This is a genomic window from Mesorhizobium sp. M1307, assembly GCF_040318155.1.
Taxonomy (GTDB): domain Bacteria; phylum Pseudomonadota; class Alphaproteobacteria; order Rhizobiales; family Rhizobiaceae; genus Mesorhizobium.
The window spans coordinates 42,660-60,943 of sequence record NZ_JAMYLR010000010.1 but is presented as its reverse complement, the minus strand read 5'-3'; the positions used below and the strand labels follow the sequence as shown (position 1 = coordinate 60,943).

The 18,284-nt window shown below is 63.4% G+C and carries 16 protein-coding genes; all 16 read left to right on the top strand.

Annotated features, from left to right (window positions below; translation table 11 throughout):
• Positions 1 to 6: 6 nt before the first annotated feature.
• Positions 7 to 507 carry a thiamine pyrophosphate-binding protein gene (locus NKH16_RS14515; RefSeq protein ID WP_023674235.1) on the top strand — a complete coding sequence of 167 codons (501 nt, stop codon included), beginning with the start codon at positions 7 to 9 and terminating at the stop codon, positions 505 to 507.
• Complete coding sequence (locus tag NKH16_RS14510; RefSeq protein WP_352899980.1) at positions 504 to 1,112, top strand: thiamine pyrophosphate-dependent enzyme; 609 nt, start codon at positions 504 to 506, stop codon at positions 1,110 to 1,112. Before NKH16_RS14515 ends, NKH16_RS14510 begins: the two co-directional genes overlap by 4 nt.
• Positions 1,113 to 1,119: 7 nt before the next feature.
• On the top strand, positions 1,120 to 2,688 hold the full coding sequence (locus NKH16_RS14505; RefSeq protein WP_352899977.1) for a GMC family oxidoreductase: 1,569 nt from the start codon (positions 1,120 to 1,122) through the stop codon (positions 2,686 to 2,688).
• A 39-nt stretch (positions 2,689 to 2,727) separates the two neighbouring features.
• The gene (locus tag NKH16_RS14500; RefSeq protein ID WP_352899974.1) at positions 2,728 to 4,101 is read left to right on the top strand and encodes an amidohydrolase family protein; all 1,374 of its coding nucleotides are present in this window, start codon (positions 2,728 to 2,730) and stop codon (positions 4,099 to 4,101) included.
• A 13-nt stretch (positions 4,102 to 4,114) separates the two neighbouring features.
• Positions 4,115 to 4,981: an aromatic ring-hydroxylating dioxygenase subunit alpha gene (locus tag NKH16_RS14495; protein ID WP_352900132.1), complete on the top strand. Its 867-nt coding sequence runs from the start codon at positions 4,115 to 4,117 to the stop codon at positions 4,979 to 4,981.
• A complete protein-coding gene (locus tag NKH16_RS14490) occupies positions 4,978 to 8,127 on the top strand; it encodes a molybdopterin cofactor-binding domain-containing protein (protein WP_352899971.1) in 3,150 nt (1,049 codons plus the stop codon). Before NKH16_RS14495 ends, NKH16_RS14490 begins: the two co-directional genes overlap by 4 nt.
• Positions 8,124 to 8,612 carry a (2Fe-2S)-binding protein gene (locus tag NKH16_RS14485; RefSeq protein ID WP_352756900.1) on the top strand — a complete coding sequence of 163 codons (489 nt, stop codon included), beginning with the start codon at positions 8,124 to 8,126 and terminating at the stop codon, positions 8,610 to 8,612. The genes NKH16_RS14490 and NKH16_RS14485 overlap by 4 nt, the downstream gene beginning before the upstream one ends.
• Positions 8,609 to 10,114, top strand: coding sequence for an aldehyde dehydrogenase family protein (locus NKH16_RS14480; protein WP_352899968.1), 1,506 nt, complete (start codon positions 8,609 to 8,611; stop codon positions 10,112 to 10,114). Before NKH16_RS14485 ends, NKH16_RS14480 begins: the two co-directional genes overlap by 4 nt.
• Positions 10,115 to 10,303: 189 nt before the next feature.
• The gene (dgoD, locus tag NKH16_RS14475; protein WP_352899965.1) at positions 10,304 to 11,476 is read left to right on the top strand and encodes a galactonate dehydratase; all 1,173 of its coding nucleotides are present in this window, start codon (positions 10,304 to 10,306) and stop codon (positions 11,474 to 11,476) included.
• Positions 11,477 to 11,481: 5 nt separating this feature from the next.
• The gene (locus tag NKH16_RS14470; RefSeq protein ID WP_352571181.1) at positions 11,482 to 12,258 is read left to right on the top strand and encodes an SDR family oxidoreductase; all 777 of its coding nucleotides are present in this window, start codon (positions 11,482 to 11,484) and stop codon (positions 12,256 to 12,258) included.
• 32 nt (positions 12,259 to 12,290) lie between these two features.
• Entirely contained in the window at positions 12,291 to 13,274 is a 984-nt protein-coding gene (locus NKH16_RS14465; protein ID WP_352899963.1) for a substrate-binding domain-containing protein, read from the top strand.
• 97 nt (positions 13,275 to 13,371) lie between these two features.
• A complete protein-coding gene (locus NKH16_RS14460; RefSeq protein ID WP_352899961.1) occupies positions 13,372 to 14,892 on the top strand; it encodes a sugar ABC transporter ATP-binding protein in 1,521 nt (506 codons plus the stop codon).
• Positions 14,889 to 15,890, top strand: coding sequence for an ABC transporter permease (locus tag NKH16_RS14455; protein WP_023674247.1), 1,002 nt, complete (start codon positions 14,889 to 14,891; stop codon positions 15,888 to 15,890). Before NKH16_RS14460 ends, NKH16_RS14455 begins: the two co-directional genes overlap by 4 nt.
• A gap of 2 nt (positions 15,891 to 15,892) precedes the next feature.
• Positions 15,893 to 16,693 carry a FadR/GntR family transcriptional regulator gene (locus tag NKH16_RS14450; RefSeq protein WP_245274602.1) on the top strand — a complete coding sequence of 267 codons (801 nt, stop codon included), beginning with the start codon at positions 15,893 to 15,895 and terminating at the stop codon, positions 16,691 to 16,693.
• A gap of 5 nt (positions 16,694 to 16,698) precedes the next feature.
• Positions 16,699 to 17,574, top strand: a complete 876-nt coding sequence (locus tag NKH16_RS14445; protein ID WP_352899958.1) for an aldose 1-epimerase — start codon at positions 16,699 to 16,701, stop codon at positions 17,572 to 17,574.
• 179 nt (positions 17,575 to 17,753) lie between these two features.
• Entirely contained in the window at positions 17,754 to 18,218 is a 465-nt protein-coding gene (locus NKH16_RS14440; protein WP_352745635.1) for a cupin domain-containing protein, read from the top strand.
• The last annotated feature ends 66 nt before the right edge of the window (positions 18,219 to 18,284 follow it).

Here is an 18,284-nt window from a genome sequence, read left to right as displayed (position 1 = left end):
GATGTCATGAAGCAGAGTGCGGTCGACGCGGTCATTCGGGGGCTTAAGCGGGCGGGAGTGAGCATCGTCTGCTACCTGCCCGATTCGCTGTTCAAGGAGCTCTACCCGGCCCTTGATGCTGATCCGGATATCCGCACGATCCGCGTCACCAACGAGGGTGAGGGCGCGGCGATCTGCGGCGGGGTCTTCCTGTCGGGCAAGCGCGCGGCGCTGGTCATGGAAAACTCCGGCTTGCGCGCCTCGGTCGAGCCGCTGGCCCGCATGGGCCTCGGAGCCGGCATCCCGGTCGTGATGCTGATGAGCTATCGCGGCGAGCTTGGCGAGAACAACTGGTGGGCAATCCCGCATGGCATCACCATGGAGCCGGTGCTGAATGCGCTGCGCGTTCCGTACCGGATCGTCACCGAGGAGGCGAAGATCGAGCGCGCCATCGTTGACGCCTATTCCTGGTCTTATGCGTCCTACTACCATTCGGCCGTGGCGCTCGGCGGCGAGGTGGTGCGATGAAACGATTCGACTGCATGAAGGCGCTTGCCGCGCGGTTGAAGGATGAGTTGGTGATCCTTTCGCTCGGCGGCAGCGTCGACGAGTGGTACAACGCCGCGCCGCATATGCGCGAAGCGAGCCTGTTCCAGCAGCAACTCGGCTGCGTCACGCCGCAGGCCTTCGGGCTCGCCGCCGGCCTGCCGCACCGCCGCGTCGTTTCGCTCGATACGGATGGCGGCCTGCTCTTCAATCTCGGCATCCTGGCCACGCTCGGAAACGAACAACCGAAGAACCTCTTCATCGTGGTCTGGGACAATGAGTGCTACCAGTCGATCGGCGGCCCGCCGACGCATACGGCGCTGGGCCGCGTCGACCTTGCCGCGATCGCGCGCGGCGCCGGCGTCGAGAACGCCCATACGGCGCGCACCGTGGAGGAGTTCGACGCGCATTGCGCGAGGGGGCTCGCCTTTGACGCTCCCTATGTGGTGGTCGCCAAGGTCTCGGGAACGGTTCAGCCGGACATCAAGCGCAAATACAGCGACGGCCGCGAGGACAAGTATATCTTCGTCCGCCACGTCGAGGCGAGCGAAGGCATCGTCATCATGGGCCCGAGCGAGCACAACTGACGAGATCATGAGCACCCTCGGACCTGTCGTCCCCCGACGCGCGCTGAAACCCAGCTACGACTACGTCGTGGTCGGCTCGGGTTCCGGTGGCTGTGCGGTGACGCGGCGACTGGTCGATGCCGGCGCCGACGTCCTCCTGATCGAGGCCGGCCCGACGGGTCTTGGGGTCGAAGAGATCGAGGACCCCGGCAAGTGGGTGCCGCTTGGTCGCGGCACCTATGACTGGGGCTATGACTATGCTCCGACACTGAGCGTGAACGGCCGTACCATCGGAATCCCGCGCGGGCGCCTGCTTGGCGGCTCAAGCGCCATCAACGCGATGATGTGGTATCGCGGCCATCCGCATGATTACGATGCCTGGGAGGCTGGCGGCGCCAAGGGCTGGAGCTTCGCCGACGTGCTGCCCTATTTCCGGCGCTGCGAGGACTGGCGCGACGGTGCAAGCGAGTTTCGCGGAGCGGGCGGTCCGCTCCATATCGAGCGGCCGACGGCACTGCACCCGGTCGCGCAGGCGCTGATCGATGGCGCGGCCGAGATCGGCATCCCCGTAATCGACGATCCGAACGGCCCCAGCAACGAGGGGGCGGCGGCCGCGAATTTCAACATCTGCGACGGCAAGCGCTGGAGTTCGGCGACAGGCTATCTCGTGCCGATCCTGGATCACCCGATGCTGACGGTGCTGACCGGATCCGCGGCCATCGGCCTGACGGTCGAAGGCAGCCGATGCGTCGCGGTCAAGCACCTCGTCGGCGGCGAAATCTGCGAAACGCGCGCGCAAGAGAGCATCGTGCTCGCGGCCGGGGCCATCGACACGCCACGCCTGCTGATGCTGTCGGGCATCGGCGATCCGATCGAACTGCAGCGCCTTGGCATTGCGGTCGTTCGCGCCCTGCCGGGTGTCGGCAGGAATCTTCAGGACCATCCGCTGGCGCAGGCCTGCGTCTTCCGCGCGAAACGACCGATCGGACCGATAGTGGGCAATGGCGGTGGCTCGATGGTCAACTGGAAGTCGCGGCCGGACCTGCCGCAGCCCGACCTGCATGCCTTCCCCGTCCAGGGCAACAGCGCCGAACCGGCGATGCGCGCGCGCTACGATCTATCCGGCGATGTCTTTTCCTTCGGTGCGGGCCTGATGCGCTCGAAGAGCGTCGGGCACTTGAAGTTGCTCGACGGCAAGCCCGGCGGGCCGCTCGAAATCCAACCGAACTTTCTGGCGGAACCGGAAGACCTCGACGCCATGGTCACTGCGGTCGAGATGGTGATGGAGATGGCGTCTGCAAAGGCGAACGCCGGTGTCTTCCGCAACTTTGCCGCACCTGACCGCCGACTGACCCGCACCGAGACAATCGCCTTCATCCGCGAGGCATGCACGACGTTCTTCCACACCTGCGGAACAGCCAAGATGGGCGAGGACGCGATGGCCGTCGTCGACAGCCGTCTCGCCGTGCACGGGCTGGACGGCCTGCATGTTGCCGATGCCTCGGTGATCCCGACGATCCCGACCTGCAACACCCACGCGCCCGCCACGATGATCGGCGAGCGCGCCGCCGATTTCCTGCTCGCGGCGGCAGCTTGAGGATGTCATGACCGACGGACTGCACACGGAGTACCTGCGATGACCCAAGGCCTCATCCTTGCTGCCGACACGCTGCTCACCATGGATGAAGATAACCACGTGTTGCCTGATGGCGCCGTGCTGGTCGAGGATGGTCGTATCGCCGCGGTCAGCGCACTCGCAGCATTGCGCGCTGCGTATCCGGCCGTGGCCGTGAAGAAGCTCGACAATGCGGTGCTTTTGCCCGGGCTGGTCAATGCGCATGCGCATTCCGGTTTCCTGCGCGGCACGGCGGAGCACCTGCCGGTCTGGGACTGGCTGACGCTCCATATCAATCCGATGCATCGCGTGCTGCGGCCACACGAGGCCGAGGCGGCGTCGTGGCTCTGCTACGCGGAATCCGTGCTCGGCGGCACGACCACCGTCGTCGACATGTGGCGGTTCATGGAAGGCAGCGCCAGGGCGGCCGAGGCGATCGGCAACCGCCTGGTCGCCGTGCCTTACGTCGGCGAGCATCCCGACTACAATTATTTCGACACGCTCGACATGAACGAGGCGATGATCGAGGGCTGGCATCGCAAGGCGGGCGGCCGCATCAACGTCTGGGTCGGGCTGGAGCATCTGTTTTATGCCGACGAAGCCGGCCAGCGCCGGGCGATCGAACTCGCAAGGAAATACGAGACCGGCTTCCACACACATTGCAGCGAGGCCGAGATCGAGATCGCGGAATTTGAGCGGCGCTACGGCAAACGGCCGATGTTCGCGCTGGACGACCTCGGCTTCTTCGAAACGCCGCGCGCCATGATCGCCCACGCCGTCTGGCTCGATCGAGAGGAGATAGCGCTCATTTCCAAGCGCCGCGTCTCGGTGGCCCACAACCCTGTTTCCAACATGAAGCTGGCGAGCGGCATCGCGCTGGTGGCAGAGATGCTGAAGGCCGGCGTGCCTGTCGGGATCGGCACGGACGGCGAGAAGGAGAACAACAATTTCGACATGTTCGAAGAGATGAAGGTGGCATCGCTGCTGGGCAAGCTGAAGGACCTCGACGCCGCCGCCATGGATAGCTGGCAGGTGCTGCGGATGGCCACCATCCTCGGCGCCAGGGCGATCGGCCTCGACCACGAGATCGGCTCGATTGAAGTCGGCAAGCGCGCCGACATCATCGCGGTCCGCACCGATACGCCGCGCATGACGCCGGTCTTCCGCGACGGACCTTATTTCAACTTCCACCACAATCTCGTCCACGCCGTGCGCGGCAGCGACGTGTCTTTGACGATGGTCGATGGCGAGATCCTCGTCGAGGACGGCGTGCTGCGCACCGGCGACCTGCGCGAGATCATCGCCGAAATCCATCGCGTAGCGCCTGGCCTGTTCGCCCGGCGCGCCGCCTTCCTCGCCGAGAATTCCGGCGGCAGCCTGCAGTGGACACAATAGGGCGGCCTCGGTGATGAAGACGACGGACAGCGCGGCACTGGACGATTGGTACGCGGTGGCGACGGTGGCCGACCTGGGTGGCGCGCCGAGCCGCACGCGGCTGCTCGGCCAGGACATCGAACTGGTCCGTGACATCACGGGTGCAATCACGGTTCGGGAGGTCCTGGACGATGGCAACCGCGGCCCGGCGCTGCCCGTCCGGCAGCGCTACGGCTGCGTCTGGACGACGCTGGGCCTGCCCGGGAAGGAAATCTTCGAGATCGCCGAGGCATCGGAACCCGACCGCCGCTACGTGCCCTGCGGCTGGGTGACGATGCGGGCGTCGGGTTTGCGCGTCGTAGAGAATTTCCTCGACATGGCGCATTTCCCGTTCGTGCATACCGACATTCTCGGTTCGGAGCCGCACACGGAAGTGCCGGCCTATCTGAGCGAGATACGTCGCGAGGTGGACGAGGTCTGGGCGACCAACTGCACGTTCTTCCAGCCGCGCATTGCCGCAACGGAAAGCTCCGGCGCGTTTGTGCATCTGACCTATCGTGTGCCGAGCCCATTCGTTGTCATGCTTTACCGTGTATGCCCTGGAGCGCCGGACCGGCTCGACGCGATCGCGCTGTTCATTCAGCCCATCGAGGAAGACCTCTGCCGCGCCCAGCCGGTCATGTATCTGTTCGACTCCGCTTCGACGCAGACGGCGTTGCTCAACTTCGAACAGGTCATCTTCCTGCAGGATCGGATCATCGTGGAGAACCAGCGGCCGCTGCGCCTTCCGCTCGAGCCGCGGATGGAAATCCCGACCCGCGCCGACGGGTCCTCCATCGCCTACCGCCGCTGGCTGAAGGAAAGGGGCATCCGTTTCGGCACGGCCGCCGGAGCCACATGACCGAGCCGGGTCTCCAGGTGCTTCGCCCGACCTCCGTTGCCGAGGCGCTGTCATTGGCAGGCGAGGGCGCGTCGCAACTGGTCGCCGGGGGCACGGCGCTGCAGCTCGGTTGGGCGAAGGGCCTGCCAAAGCCGCGGCGCCTCATCGACATCGGCCGAATCGCCTGCCTGAAGGGCATCCAACCGGCCGATGACGGCTTTCGCATGGGCGCACTGACGACCCTGGGTGCCTTGGAGCGTGACCGGGCGATAGGCGAGAATTTGCCTCTGCTCGCAGCCGCCGTCCGCGCCACCGCGGGACCCGCCGTCCGCAATCTCGCAACGCTGGGCGGCAACGTCGCGGGGCGCACGGGTTGCCTTCTGCCGGCCCTGCTCGCGATCGATGCGAAGCTGGAGATCGTCTCACCGGCTGGGCGCGCCGTCGTGCCGCTCGCGCAATGGTTGGCCGACGCACCGTCAGCGGCCCTCATTGAGACGATCATCGTTCCACCGCAGCCAACTGCCGCTCGCTCGACCCATCGCAAAGTCGGCCTGCGCGCCGCCTTCACCCCAAGCGTGGCTGGTGTCGCCGGACTGATCGAAACGGCGGACGATCTTGTCACGATCGCGCGGCTCGCGGCCAGCGGCGGCGGCGAAGCAGCCCGTCTTGGCCGCGCTGAAGCGCTGCTCATCGGCCGGCGCTTCCAAGAGATCGATTGGGCCGAGCTGCACGCCGCAATTCTTGCAGAGGTGCCGGCGATCGACGATTCGTGGCGGTCCGGCCGTTATCGGCGCAATGTCGCGGCGAATGCGCTGGTCTTCGGGCTCGGCGGCAAGTTGTCCCAAGGAGCACATTCGCCGCGCCGGCGGACCGTGCCGTCCGGAAAGCCGCCTGCCGAGGTTCTTGTGTCCTGGTCGGAAACCGGCGCACGCTGGTACCAGCGGCCGGACGGCGCGCCGAAAATCGCCGGCCGGCTCGAATACCTGACCGACCATCGCGAGCCCGGTATGCTGGTCGGGCGCATTCGGCGCGCTGGCATTCCCCATGCAAGGATCGTTTCCATCGATACGAGCGCGGCCGAGGCGCTGCCCGGCGTCGCGGCGGTTGTCACGCACCGCGACATTGCCGGCAGCAATGCCTTCGGCATTGTCGTGCAAGATCAGCCGGCACTGTGCTTCGACAAGGTCCGCTATGTTGGCGACGCGGTTGCTGCTGTTGCCGCTGTTGACATGAAGACGGCCGAACGCGCGCTTGCTCTCGTCAGCGTCGAATACGAGCCGCTGCCAATTGTGAGCGATCCCCAACAGGCACTCGCCGCTGGAGCCGAGCCGGTCCACGCCTCAGGCAATCTGCAGTGCAGTTTCGAGTTCACGCGTGGCGATGCCGCCGCGACTTTTGCCAAGGCAGCTCATATCGTCGAGGCTGTCTACGAAACGCCGAGCCAGATGCACGGCTTTATGGAGACGGAGGGCGGCTACGCTTTCGTCGGTACGGATGGTACCCTGAACGTCTTTGCCGGTGGGCAGCATGGCCGCCGCGACCGCATGCAGCTCTGGCGCATCCTCGGTATGCCGCAAGAGCAGATACGGGTGGTCACCAGCCCGACTGGCGGCGCTTTCGGCGGCAAGGACGAGCTGACCGTGCAGCCGGCCCTGGCCCTGCTGGCGCTGAAGACCGGACGCGCCGTGCGGCTGCATCTCGACCGGGCGGAATCCGTCATCGCGGGCACCAAGCGCAATGCCATGCGCATCCATATGCGTACCGCCTGCGACCCCGAAGGTCGGCTGCTCGCACAGCAGGTGGATGTGATCGCGGATGCCGGCGCCTACGCGTCGCTCGGTCCGGGCGTGCTTGAGACGGCCCTCGAACACGCCTGCGGGCCATATGTCGTTCCCAACGTCCTCAGCTCGGGCAGGCTCGCCTACACCAATAACGGCGTCTGCGGCGCGTTTCGTGGCTTCGGTGCCAACCAGATGGCCTTCGCGGTAGAGTGCCAGCTGGACCGGCTAGCCGAAGCCGCCGGCATCGACATTATCGAGATACGGCGCCGCAATTTGCGCGAGCCTGGCACGCGAGGCCATCTCGGCCAGCAGGTCGCGCCGTCCGAACGTTTGGCCGAGATGCTGCAAGCCGCCGCTGCTGACCCGATCTGGGCCAAGCCGCGTGGTCCGTCGTTCGACGGCTGTGAGACGATCGGCGTCGGGATGGCGATGAACTATCAAGGCAACGGACTAGGCACGCTGCCGCCGGACCCGGCCGGAGGCGCGTTGCGCTTGGCTGCGGATGGCATGATCGAAGCTCTCTACGGCCTGGACGAGATGGGACAGGGCCTGCTCACCTCGGTCAAGGCCGCCGTAGCCGGAGCGCTCGGCTGCGGTCGCGACGATGTCCGGCCGGTCACCGGCGATACGGCGGCGACGCCCGAATCCGGTTCCTCTACCGCCTCGCGCGGCACTCACGTGGTCTGGCGGGTCGCGGCAGTCGCCGCACCAGCTTTTGCGCGCGACCTGCTGGCCGCAGCGGGCCAGCTGCTTTGCCGCGAAGCCGGGACGCTGGCGCTGGCGCCCGGCGGTATCGTCGAGCGACATTCCAACAGCGGCTCACTGCTCATGAGTTTCGCCGAGCTTGCCGAGGCGTTGCCTCCCGACCGGCTGCCAGCTGCTGCCGTCAGCTTCGAGTTTCCGAAATCGGACTATCTGGAAGGCAATGCACGCCTGATCTTCGCCTTCGGCGCGACACTGGCGCGCGTTGCCGTGAGCCGCATCACTGGGCAGGTACGCGTGCTCGAGCTCCATCAGCACACCGCGGCCGGACCGATGCTCGATGCTGCCGCCTATCTTGGCCAGATCGAAGGCGGCGGCGTCCAGGGGCTGGGCTTCACCCTCACTGAGGACGCGGCGATGCGGGATGGCCGGTATCTTGCCGGCAACCTCGATTTCTACATGCTGCCAGGCATTGCCGACACGCCGGAAAGCCTCGCGACCTTCGCGTTGGAGGATCTGGACGAGGACGACCCGTTCGGTCCGCGCGGAGTTGGTGAGCTTGGCATTGGCGCCGTGACGCCAGCCATCGTCAACGCGATTGCGGACGCCACAGGGGCTTGGCCCGAGCGCATCCCGGTCGATCCTGAATGGGTACTCGACGCCCTGCAGAGGAGTGCAGCGTGAGTGCCGAGATCGCGATTACCTTTAACCTCAACGGCTGCCGCCAGGCGCTGGCTGTGCCCGCCGAGTTGCGCCTGATCGACCTGCTGCGCGATCATTTCGGCATGACTGCCGCCAAGATGGCTTGCGGCATCGGCCGCTGCGGCGCTTGTTCCGTGCTGATGGACGATCGCGCGGTCAATGGCTGTCTGCTCATGTCGTGGCAACTCGACCGGGCCACCATCATCACGCCGGAGGGTTTCGACGACCTTCCCGAAGCTATTGTCCTGCGCCAGGCCCTGGCGGCCGAAAACGCCTTCCAGTGCGGCTACTGCGCACCCGGCATCACTGTTGCGCTGACCGCTCTGCTGCTGGAGAATCCGGCTCCAGACGAGTCTCAGATCCGCACTGCGCTCGAAGGCAATATCTGCCGCTGTACCGGCTATCATTCCATCATCCGCGGTGCTCTCGCGGCGGTCGAGGCGCTCGCTTGCGGGGTACGGACATGACGGTCATCATTCGAAACGGTGCAGCCAGGCATGCAGGCGTCAAGGCGTTCCTGGCCAAACCCAGAATGCGGCACCTGATCGGCGGCGGCTGGTGCGACGCCAGCGATGGCGCAACCTTGCCCGCGACCGATCCTGCGAATGGCGACACGCTCGCGCTGCTGGCGCAAGGCACAGCCGATGACGCCGGGCGCGCCGTTGCTGCGGCGCGTGCTGCTTTCGAAGGCGAGAGCTGGCGCGACATGACACCGTCGGCACGCGGCAAGCTGCTATGGCGCATCGCCGACCTGATTGAACGCCATGCCGATGAGCTTGCAGAACTCGAGACGCTTGACCAAGGAAAGTCGCTGAAGACCTCGCGCTTCGCCGAGATTCCCGCCTCGGCCGAGCAGTTCCGCTATTTTGCCGGTTTTGCGACGAAAATCCTCGGCACGACCATCCCCACCTCCATCAGGTACCAACCGGTGGGCAGCAAGATTTTCGCCTACACGGTGCGCGAGCCGATCGGTGTCGTGGCAGCCATAACGCCATGGAATTCGCCGCTGCTCATGGCCTCGATGAAGCTCGCCCCGGCGCTTGCCGCCGGCTGTACGATCGTGCTCAAGCCAGCTGAGGAAACGTCGCTCACCGCGCTCAGGCTCGGCGAACTGATGATCGAAGCCGGCTTGCCGGACGGCGTCGTCAATATCGTGACCGGTCTCGGTGAAACTGTGGGCGCAGCATTGGCTGCAGATCCCGATGTCGATAAGGTCGCCTTCACCGGCTCGACGGAAGTCGGAAAGATGATCGTCTCCGCAGCGCGCGGCAATCTGAAGAAGCTGACGCTCGAGCTGGGTGGCAAGTCGCCGGCCATCATCATGCCCGATGCGGACATGGGGCTCGCAATCCCCGGAGTGGCTCGGGGGATCTTCGCCAATGCCGGCCAGGTCTGCGTCGCCGGCTCGCGTGTGTATGCGCATCGCTCGATCTACGACCGTCTGGTGGAGGGCCTGGCAGGGGAGGCGCGAAAGCTGCGTCTCGGACACGGGCTTGACCCGGATGCCGACCTTGGTCCGCTGGTCAACGGAACCCAGGCTGCGCGCGTCGCCTTCTACGTCGGCGATGGTGCTTCCAGCGGCGCCGAGATCATCGCCGGCGGCCGGCGCTTCGACAACTTCTTCGAGCCGACCGTGGTTACCGGCGTGCGCCCGGACATGCGCATGATGCGCGAGGAAATCTTCGGCCCGGTCGTTGCCGTGACACCGTTCGACGATGTCGCGGAGGCGATAAGCCTTGCGAACGACTCGCCCTACGGCCTCGCCGCAAGCGTCTGGACCCGCGACCTATCCACTGCGCATCGCCTTGCCGCAAGTATCCGGTCGGGCACCGTCTGGATCAATTGCCATTCCTACTTCTCACCGGAACTGCCGAAGGGCGGCCACAAGCAATCCGGTTGGGGCTATGAGAACGGCGCACCGGGCCTGGAGAACTATCTCGAGACGAAAACGGTCTGCGCGGTGATTTAGCCGCGCCTTTCCCGCGATGTTCGCGGATCGGCTGACAGCCCTTCCATCCGCGAACAAGGATTGGTCGAAAATTGCTCGGATCCTCCTGAGGACCAGTTCCTTGACGACGTTGCGCTTGACTCGTCCATATTATCCATAATAAATCATACATATTGCCATCGAAAAAAGGCGGCAGGTCTGGGAGGACCAATGAAAATCACGGCCATCAAGGCGCGCGTCTGCAATGCGGAAATGCGCAACTGGGTCTTCGTCCGGGTCGAAACCGACGAGCCCGGGCTGTTTGGCTGGGGTGAGGCAACGCTGGAATGGAAGACCAGAGCCGTCGTTGGGGCGCTTCAGGACCTTGAGGCCCTGCTCATCGGGCAAGATCCGCGCAATGTAGAGCAGTGCTACCAGATACTTACGCGGCACGGCTTTTGGCGTCTCGGCGTCGAGGGAATGTCCGCCGTCAGCGGCATTGAGATCGCGCTCTGGGACATCCTGGGCAAATCATTGGGAGTCCCCGTCTGGCGCCTTCTGGGCGGTCGGGTCCGCGACTATCTGCGCACCTACACGCATCTCGGCCTCGGAGACATGAAGGCGGTCTATGAGACCGGATCCGCGGACGCGATCGTGGAACGCGGACGCATCGTGACGCAGGCAGGCTACGACGCTGTCAAGGTCGTCTGCATTCCCTACACCCACTACGTGTCTCCTGCGAAGGCGGTCGATTCTGTTGCCAACATGGTTGGCTCACTTCGCGAGGCGGTTGGCCCGGACATCGACATCATGGTCGATTTCCATGGACGCCCTGCATCCGTTAACGCTGCGATGGATTACCTCAGAGCAATCGAGCCGGCCCGCATCATGTTCGCGGAAGAACCCGTGCCGCCCGAAGATGTTGCCGGACTGGCGCATATCACGGCGCGATCGGCCGTGCCGATCGCGTCCGGCGAACGGCTGATCGGGCGCCGCGAATTTACGCACTCGATCGCAGCCCGCGCCTTCAACATTGCCCAGCCTGATATTTGCCACACTGGCGGTCTGCTGGAGACAAAGAAGATCGCGGCCATGGCGGAAACGGCAGGCATCGGCCTTGCCCCGCACAACCCGCTCGGTCCGATCGCTGGCGTCGCTGCTCTTCACTTCGGCATATCGACGCCAAACGTCGTCATTCAGGAGGAGATGTCCGGTGCCGTCGCCTGGTACGACGAGGTCGTTACCTGGCCAATTCGGCGTAAACCAGGCCGCTGGGACCTGCCCGAACTGCCGGGCCTTGGCGTCACCGTCAATGAGGACGTCATCGCGCGCCACCCCTTCAAGCAGGAAGTGCTGCATGCCCGCAATGCCGTCATGCCGGACGGCACCGTGGTCGACTGGTGAATGCAATGGCAGGTCGGCTGCAAGGAAAGATCGCAATCGTCACGGGCGCCGGCCAAGGCATAGGTGCCGCCACCGCCCGGGCTTTTGCGATGCATGGGGCAAAGACCGTCATTGCCGAACTGAATGCGGCAAGCGGCAAAGCGATCGCCGACGAACTGCGTGCCGGAGGCGCCGACGTATTGTTCGTCGAGACGGATGTCACGGACGCATCCGCGGTCGCGGACATGGTCGCCCGCACGATCACGAGCTATGGCGGCGTCGACGTTCTCGTCAACAATGCAGGCGCCAACGTCTTCTACGAACCATTGATGATGCCGGATGAGGAATGGGAGCGCTGCCTCAAGCTCGACCTCCAGGCCGCGTGGTTCTGCGCCAAGGCGGTTTTGCCGACGATGCTGGCGAAGGGCTCGGGCTCCATCGTCAACATAGCGAGCTGTCACGCCTTCCAGATCATTCCCCATACGTTCCCGTATCCGGTCGCCAAGCATGCACTTTTGGGCCTGACCCGTTCGCTGGCCATCGAATATGCCGCACGCGGTATCCGGGTGAACGCGATAGCACCCGGCTACATCGAGACGCCGATCGCGGAAGCCTACTGGAACACATTCCCGAACCCCGCCGAGGAGAAGCGGCGAGCCTACGACCTCCATCCGCCCAAGCGTATTGGCCGGCCGGACGAGGTTGCAATGACGGCGGTTTTCCTCGCTTCGGACGAAGCGCCGTTCATAAATGCCGAGACGATCACCATCGATGGTGGGCGCTCGGTTCTCTACCACGACTAGCAACCACCATAGAGCTCTCAGGGAGGATATTCATGAAAACCACAACAAAGGCTTTGGCGACATTTGCGGTATTGGCTGCCGGACTGATGAGTGGCACAGCAAGCGCAGACGACATCAAGATCGGCTACATCAACAAGATGGGAGACCACCCATGGTTCGTCGCCGAAGTCGGCGGCGCCAAGAAAGCGGCTGAGGCGGCAGGGGCCGCGTTCGTGTCGCAGGACGTTCAGTTCGACGCCAATTTGACGATCACGACCTTCGATACGATGGTCGGCGATGGCGTGAAAGGCATCGCCATCGTTGTCCCCGACAAGGCGCTGGGACCTGTCATCGCGGAGAAAGCAAAGGCCGCAAAAATTCCCTTGGTGGCGGTGGACGACGATATCTACTACCAGGATGGCACCCAGGTCCCCTATGTCGGCATGAATGCTTACAATATCGGTGCGCGGGTGGGCGAAGAGCTTGCCAAGCTCTACAAGGCTGAAGGCTGGGCGGGCAAAGAGGTGCGCATCGCCTCGATCGAGGACCGCAAGGCCGATACCTGCATGCAGCGCAACAAGGGCGCGGAAGAAGCGTTCCTGAAGGCGGTGCCCGATTTCAAGCCGGGCAGCATCGTTCGCGTCCCCTACGACAATACGATGGTCAACGCCATCGATGTGATGACCACCACATTGACGGCCAATCCCAGCGTCACGAACTGGATATTCTCTTCATGCAACGATGACGGCGTGCTGGGTGGTGCGCGAGCACTGGAGAATGCCGGCTATTCCGCAGACCAGGGCATGGGGATCGGCATCGACGGGAGCCGCGCTTGTGACGCCTTCGGATCCGGAAAGCCCTCGGCGTTCCGTGGTACGATGTGGCTCAATTCGGAAAATCATGGCGCGCTGGCGGTGAAGATTCTCTTGGCCTCCATCAAGGACGGAACCAAGCTTCCCGTTCAATCCTTCACTGACCCGGAATACATCACCGCCGACAATTTTGCGTCGGACTACAAAGCCAAGCTCTGCCACTGAACCAGATATGCGTCATGCGCCGCAGGGCGCATGACGCTCTTTGGGCCGGCAGTTCGTCGGCGGGCACACGGGATCGATCCTCGGGAGTGAGCTTTTGATGCAATCGGATTTCTTCTCGCTCGATAGGATATCGAAGCGCTTCGGCGTCGTGCAGGCGCTCGACAATGTCTCGATTGCCTTTCGGCCAGGAGAGGTGCTTGCCCTGGTTGGCGAGAATGGCGCCGGCAAGTCGACAATGATGCGAATTCTCGAGGGCGTGTTCGCACCGGACACCGGCACCGTGCTGCATGGCTCCACGCCGATCGTCTTCAGCGAACCGCGCGACAGCCACAGAGCTGGAATACGCGTCATCCATCAGGAGCCGGAGATCGTTCCGAACCTGACCGTGGCCGAGAACATTTTCGTCGGCGAACTGCCGCGGCTGGCAGGCGTCCTGCTCGACTGGCACAGGCTCGAGGACCAGACCGATAAGGTGCTTGCGACCTTCGGCATGCAGCAGGATATGCTGCCGCGTCAACTCTGCAGCACACTCGGTCCGGCACAGCGCCAGATGATCGAAATCATGCGCGCCATACGTGCCGGCGGCCGGCTGATCGCATTCGATGAGCCGACCTCGTCACTGACCGACGACGAAGCGCGCCGTCTGTTTTCAGTAATTCGCCGGCTGCGCGGCGAGGGCACTTCGATCGTCTACATCTCTCACAGGCTGAACGAGGTCATCGACCTTGCGGATCGCATTGTCGTCTTGCGGGACGGCCGGCTGGTCGATGATTCCCCCGCTGCCGGTGCCAGCGAGCAGACCATAGCCAAGCTCATGGTGGGCCGCGACATAGCCGATCTGTTTACGCGCGAGACGTGGCAATCGGGGCAACCGTTGCTGGAGGTGACGGGCCTGACCACCGACCACGTCACCGATGTGGGCCTCAAGGTCCGCCGTGGCGAGGTGCTAGGCATTGCCGGCCTTATGGGTGCGGGTCGATCCGAACTGGCAAAGGCGATTGTCGGCTATGATAGGCGCGTCGACGGAACCATAACGATGAATGGTGTGCCCGTTGGCCCTAACAGCCCGCATGCAGCGATCGTGGCGGGCATCGGCTTTGCCCCGGAAGACCGCAAGCACGAGGCGCTGCTGTTGTTCCGAAGCATTCTTGATAACGCCTCGCTTTGCGTGCCCGACAGAACGTCGACCTTCGGCTTCTTCAACCGGCGCAAGGCACTGGAGATCGTCTCACCGCTTGCAGCAAAGATGTCGATCAAGGCGCCCAACCTCGACGAACAGGTTTCGAAATTATCGGGTGGCAACCAACAGAAGGTCGTTCTCGCGCGCTGGCTTGCGCGGCAGCCGATGCTTCTCATCCTCGACGAGCCGACCCGCGGCATCGACATCGGCGCCAAGGCGGAAATCTATCGCCTGATCGACGAACTCGCCGCCAGCGGCATCGGCATAATCCTGATTTCCTCGGAAATGCCGGAACTGATCGGGCTGGCCGACAGGGTGCTTGTTATGGCTGGAGGCCGGATCACGGCCGAACTTTCCCGCCCTGACATCGACGAGGCCACGATCCTCAGACATGCCATGCCTCAATCTGCAGCATCGCTTGGAGGACAAATTCAGTGAACAGCCTTGAGCTCAGGACAGCAACAACGCAGACCGGCAAAAGGCGCGCTTCCTTGCGCATCGCAGAGCGCATCGGCATTCACAACATAAGCCTTCTTGTTGCTCTCGCCATTCTCGTGCTCATTTTCGGCACCCTGAGAGGCGACGTGTTCTTCTCCAGCCGAAACCTGCTGAACATCGGTCTAGGCATTACCATCCTGGGCGTTCTGGCGATGAGCCAGACCGTGGTTATTGTCGCCGGAGGGCTCGATATTGCCGTCGGCGCAATTGTCGGTCTGACCACAGTATCGACGGCAATGGCCATCCAGGCCACCGGATCACCCGCCGCGGGCATTCTTGCCGGCCTGGTCCTGGGCGGTCTTGCCGGCCTCGTGAACGGCATCATCATCACCTATGGGCGGGTCAACGCTGTCATCGCGACTCTCGGTACGATGGCGATCTTCCGCGGCATCGCGTTCATCATGTCCGATGGGCAATCGATCGCGATTTTCAGCGACACTTTCCGCTTCATCGGGATCGGACGAATCCTCGGCCTGCCTCTGCTGATCTGGATTCTCTTGCTGACCGCGATCGTGTTCCATCTCTTCCTTGCCCGCTCGATCGTTGGCCGCAACATCTATGCCCTGGGCGGCAATCCCGTTGTCGCACGCTTCTCCGGCATCAACATCAACCGCTACCGCGTCGGCATCTACATCATGAGTGGAGTGGCGGCCGGATTGGCCGGGATTCTGTTGGCTGCCCGTACCGGCTCCGGGCAGCCCGTATCCGGATCCCAAGGCCTGGAACTCGAGGCCATCACAGCGGCCGTTCTTGGTGGCTGCGCCTTGCAGGGCGGCAAGGGCACGATCGTCGGCGCACTGCTGGGCGTCGCCATCATTGGCGTCCTCAACAACGGAATGATACTGACGTCCGTGCCAACCTTCTATCAGTTGCTTGCCAAGGGCTCGCTGCTGATACTTGCTGTGGTAATTGCCGAGTACCACTTGAACAGGACATGACGATGGACGCGGCGATCGCTTCGACTGGCCAAGGCAAGCAGGACATTCCTGCCGCAGATGGCACCACGTCATCGCTCAAGGATCGCATCGCACGCGATCTCGGACAGCGCATCCTCGCCGGCTCCTACGCCCAGCACTCCGTCCTGCCGACGGAAGCCGAGCTTTGCGTCATCTACGGGGCGAGCCGCACCGCGCTTCGCGATGCTCTTCTGACGCTTTCGGCGAAAGGATTGATCGAGGCGCGCAAGCGGGCCGGGACGCGTGTGCGCGTGTCGAGCGAATGGAACAGGCTGGATGCACAGGTTCTGGAATGGATGCGCGATATCGAGCCCGATCTCGATTTCGTCCGCGGATTGATCGAGGCGCGGCTGGTCATTGAACCCGCTGCCGCCCAACTTGCGGCCAAGATGGCGACGTCAGGCGATCTCGCAGTCATCGAAGCGGCCTATGAAGCCATGCGCATTGCTCCGCAGGACGATCTCGCTGCGTGTCTCGATGCCGACGTCAGGTTTCATACCGCCATACTTCGTGCCAGCCGCAACCCGGTGTTCGCCAATCTCGGCAATATGCTTGCGGCCGCCCTCAGCTTCTCCTTCCGCTTGACCACATCGGCCACCGCTAATTACCAGCAGACGCTGAGCGCGCATGGCGACGTGCTGGAGGCAATCAGGATGCGGAGGGCCGACGATGCACACGATCAGATGAAGGCGCTCATCGGGATCGCGTCGAACGACCTTCTTGCAGTGGCTCGCAAAGGCCGCCATCAACAGCCGATCGCCGCTGCCAAGGCCGATACCGTCTGAAGCTGATGGTCGGGACGATCAAGATCGGAAGCGGAGACCTGTCCGCTGAAATCGTCCCGTCGCTTGGGGCAGGTCTTGCGAGACTGGACCACGGGCGCGTGCCGATCTTCAGGCCTTGGCCAAACGGCGGGAGCAGCAACCCGTTCGACCTTGCCTGCAACCTGCTTTTGCCCTGGTCAAATCGCATCTCCGGCGGCGGCTTCACATTCGACTCCAAATTCCACGAACTGCCTGCCAATGTTGCAGGCGAGCCATTTCCCATTCACGGCAATGGATTTTCGAGCGAGTGGGACGTCGACAGCGTAACGCAGGACAACGCAAAGCTGTCGCTCATCAGCAACGGGCCCGGCCCATACCGATATCGCGCCGAGGTGAGCTACGCCCTGGCCGGGCAGGGGCTCGACCTGAAGCTTCGCATCGTCAATCAGGCGCCGGTCAGGCTCCCGTTTGGGCTTGGCATCCATCCGTGGTTCCCAAGAACGGCACGGACCACGCTTCATGCGCCGGCCTCGCAGGTTTGTCTCGAACTGCCCAGCCATCTCCCTGAACGGTTTGTCGATATCAAAACTCGTCCCGATTGGGATTTCGGCGCCCCGGCCGTATTGCCGAACGGATGGATAAACAATCTGTTTGCCGGTTGGGACGCCGTCGCTACCATATCGTGGCCGGAGCACAGTTGCAGCCTGCGGATTGAAGCTTCATCGTCCTTGAACTTCTACCTGGTCTATTCGCCATCGGACGAGAGCGACTTCTTCTGTTTTGAACCGGTCAGTCATCCTGTCGATGCTCACAATCGTGGTTCGATCGACAAATGGAATGGACTGTCGGTGCTTGGGCCCGGCGAGAGCCTGGCAGCCCGTTGCAGCTTTGCCGTCAGTTAGGCGGACCTCTGCGGCGCCCTCGAATTGGCGAATGTCGGCCAGCATGTCCGGTGAGAACGAAGCCGGCTTTTCGTCCAAACGCGACCGGGAACCCGTGAGCCAGTTCGACGTTTGCCGGATGTCGCTGCGCAGCTCGTCTGCTTGACGGCCCACCAAATATGCCTGGCAGGATTGGATCAATGACGGATGTTGAACCAAAAGAATTCGTGCTCGCAGGCATCGTCATGAAGCGACTGGTCTCCGGCGAACAGACGGGAGGCTTGTTGAGTCTCTTCGAAAACAGAAGCGACGGGCACACGAAAACGCCAATCCATGTTCATGCGAATGACGACGAGACGGTCTACGTCATCGAAGGGCATTTGACCGCAATTGTGGACGGTGTGGTCCGAACGCTCTCGCCCGGCGAGAGCACGTTTTTGAAGCGGGGCATCCCGCACCAGCTTATGAATCCCGGCAACCAGCCCGTTCGCTACATCCTGATAGACACGCCAAGTGTGTTCGAGCAGTTCCTCGCCGAAGGTGGTCATGAGCTCCGCAAGGGAGAGGTGGTTGGGCCGCCGACGCCTGCCGATATCGAGCGGCTCAAAGCAGCCGCGCCGAAATTTGGGATTACGCTTCTCCAAGACTGGCCGGCAAGAGAGTAAATGGTCTCATGATAGCGGCTTTGGATCGGGCGCTAAAGCGGATCCTTGCCTGCGAAACCGCCATTG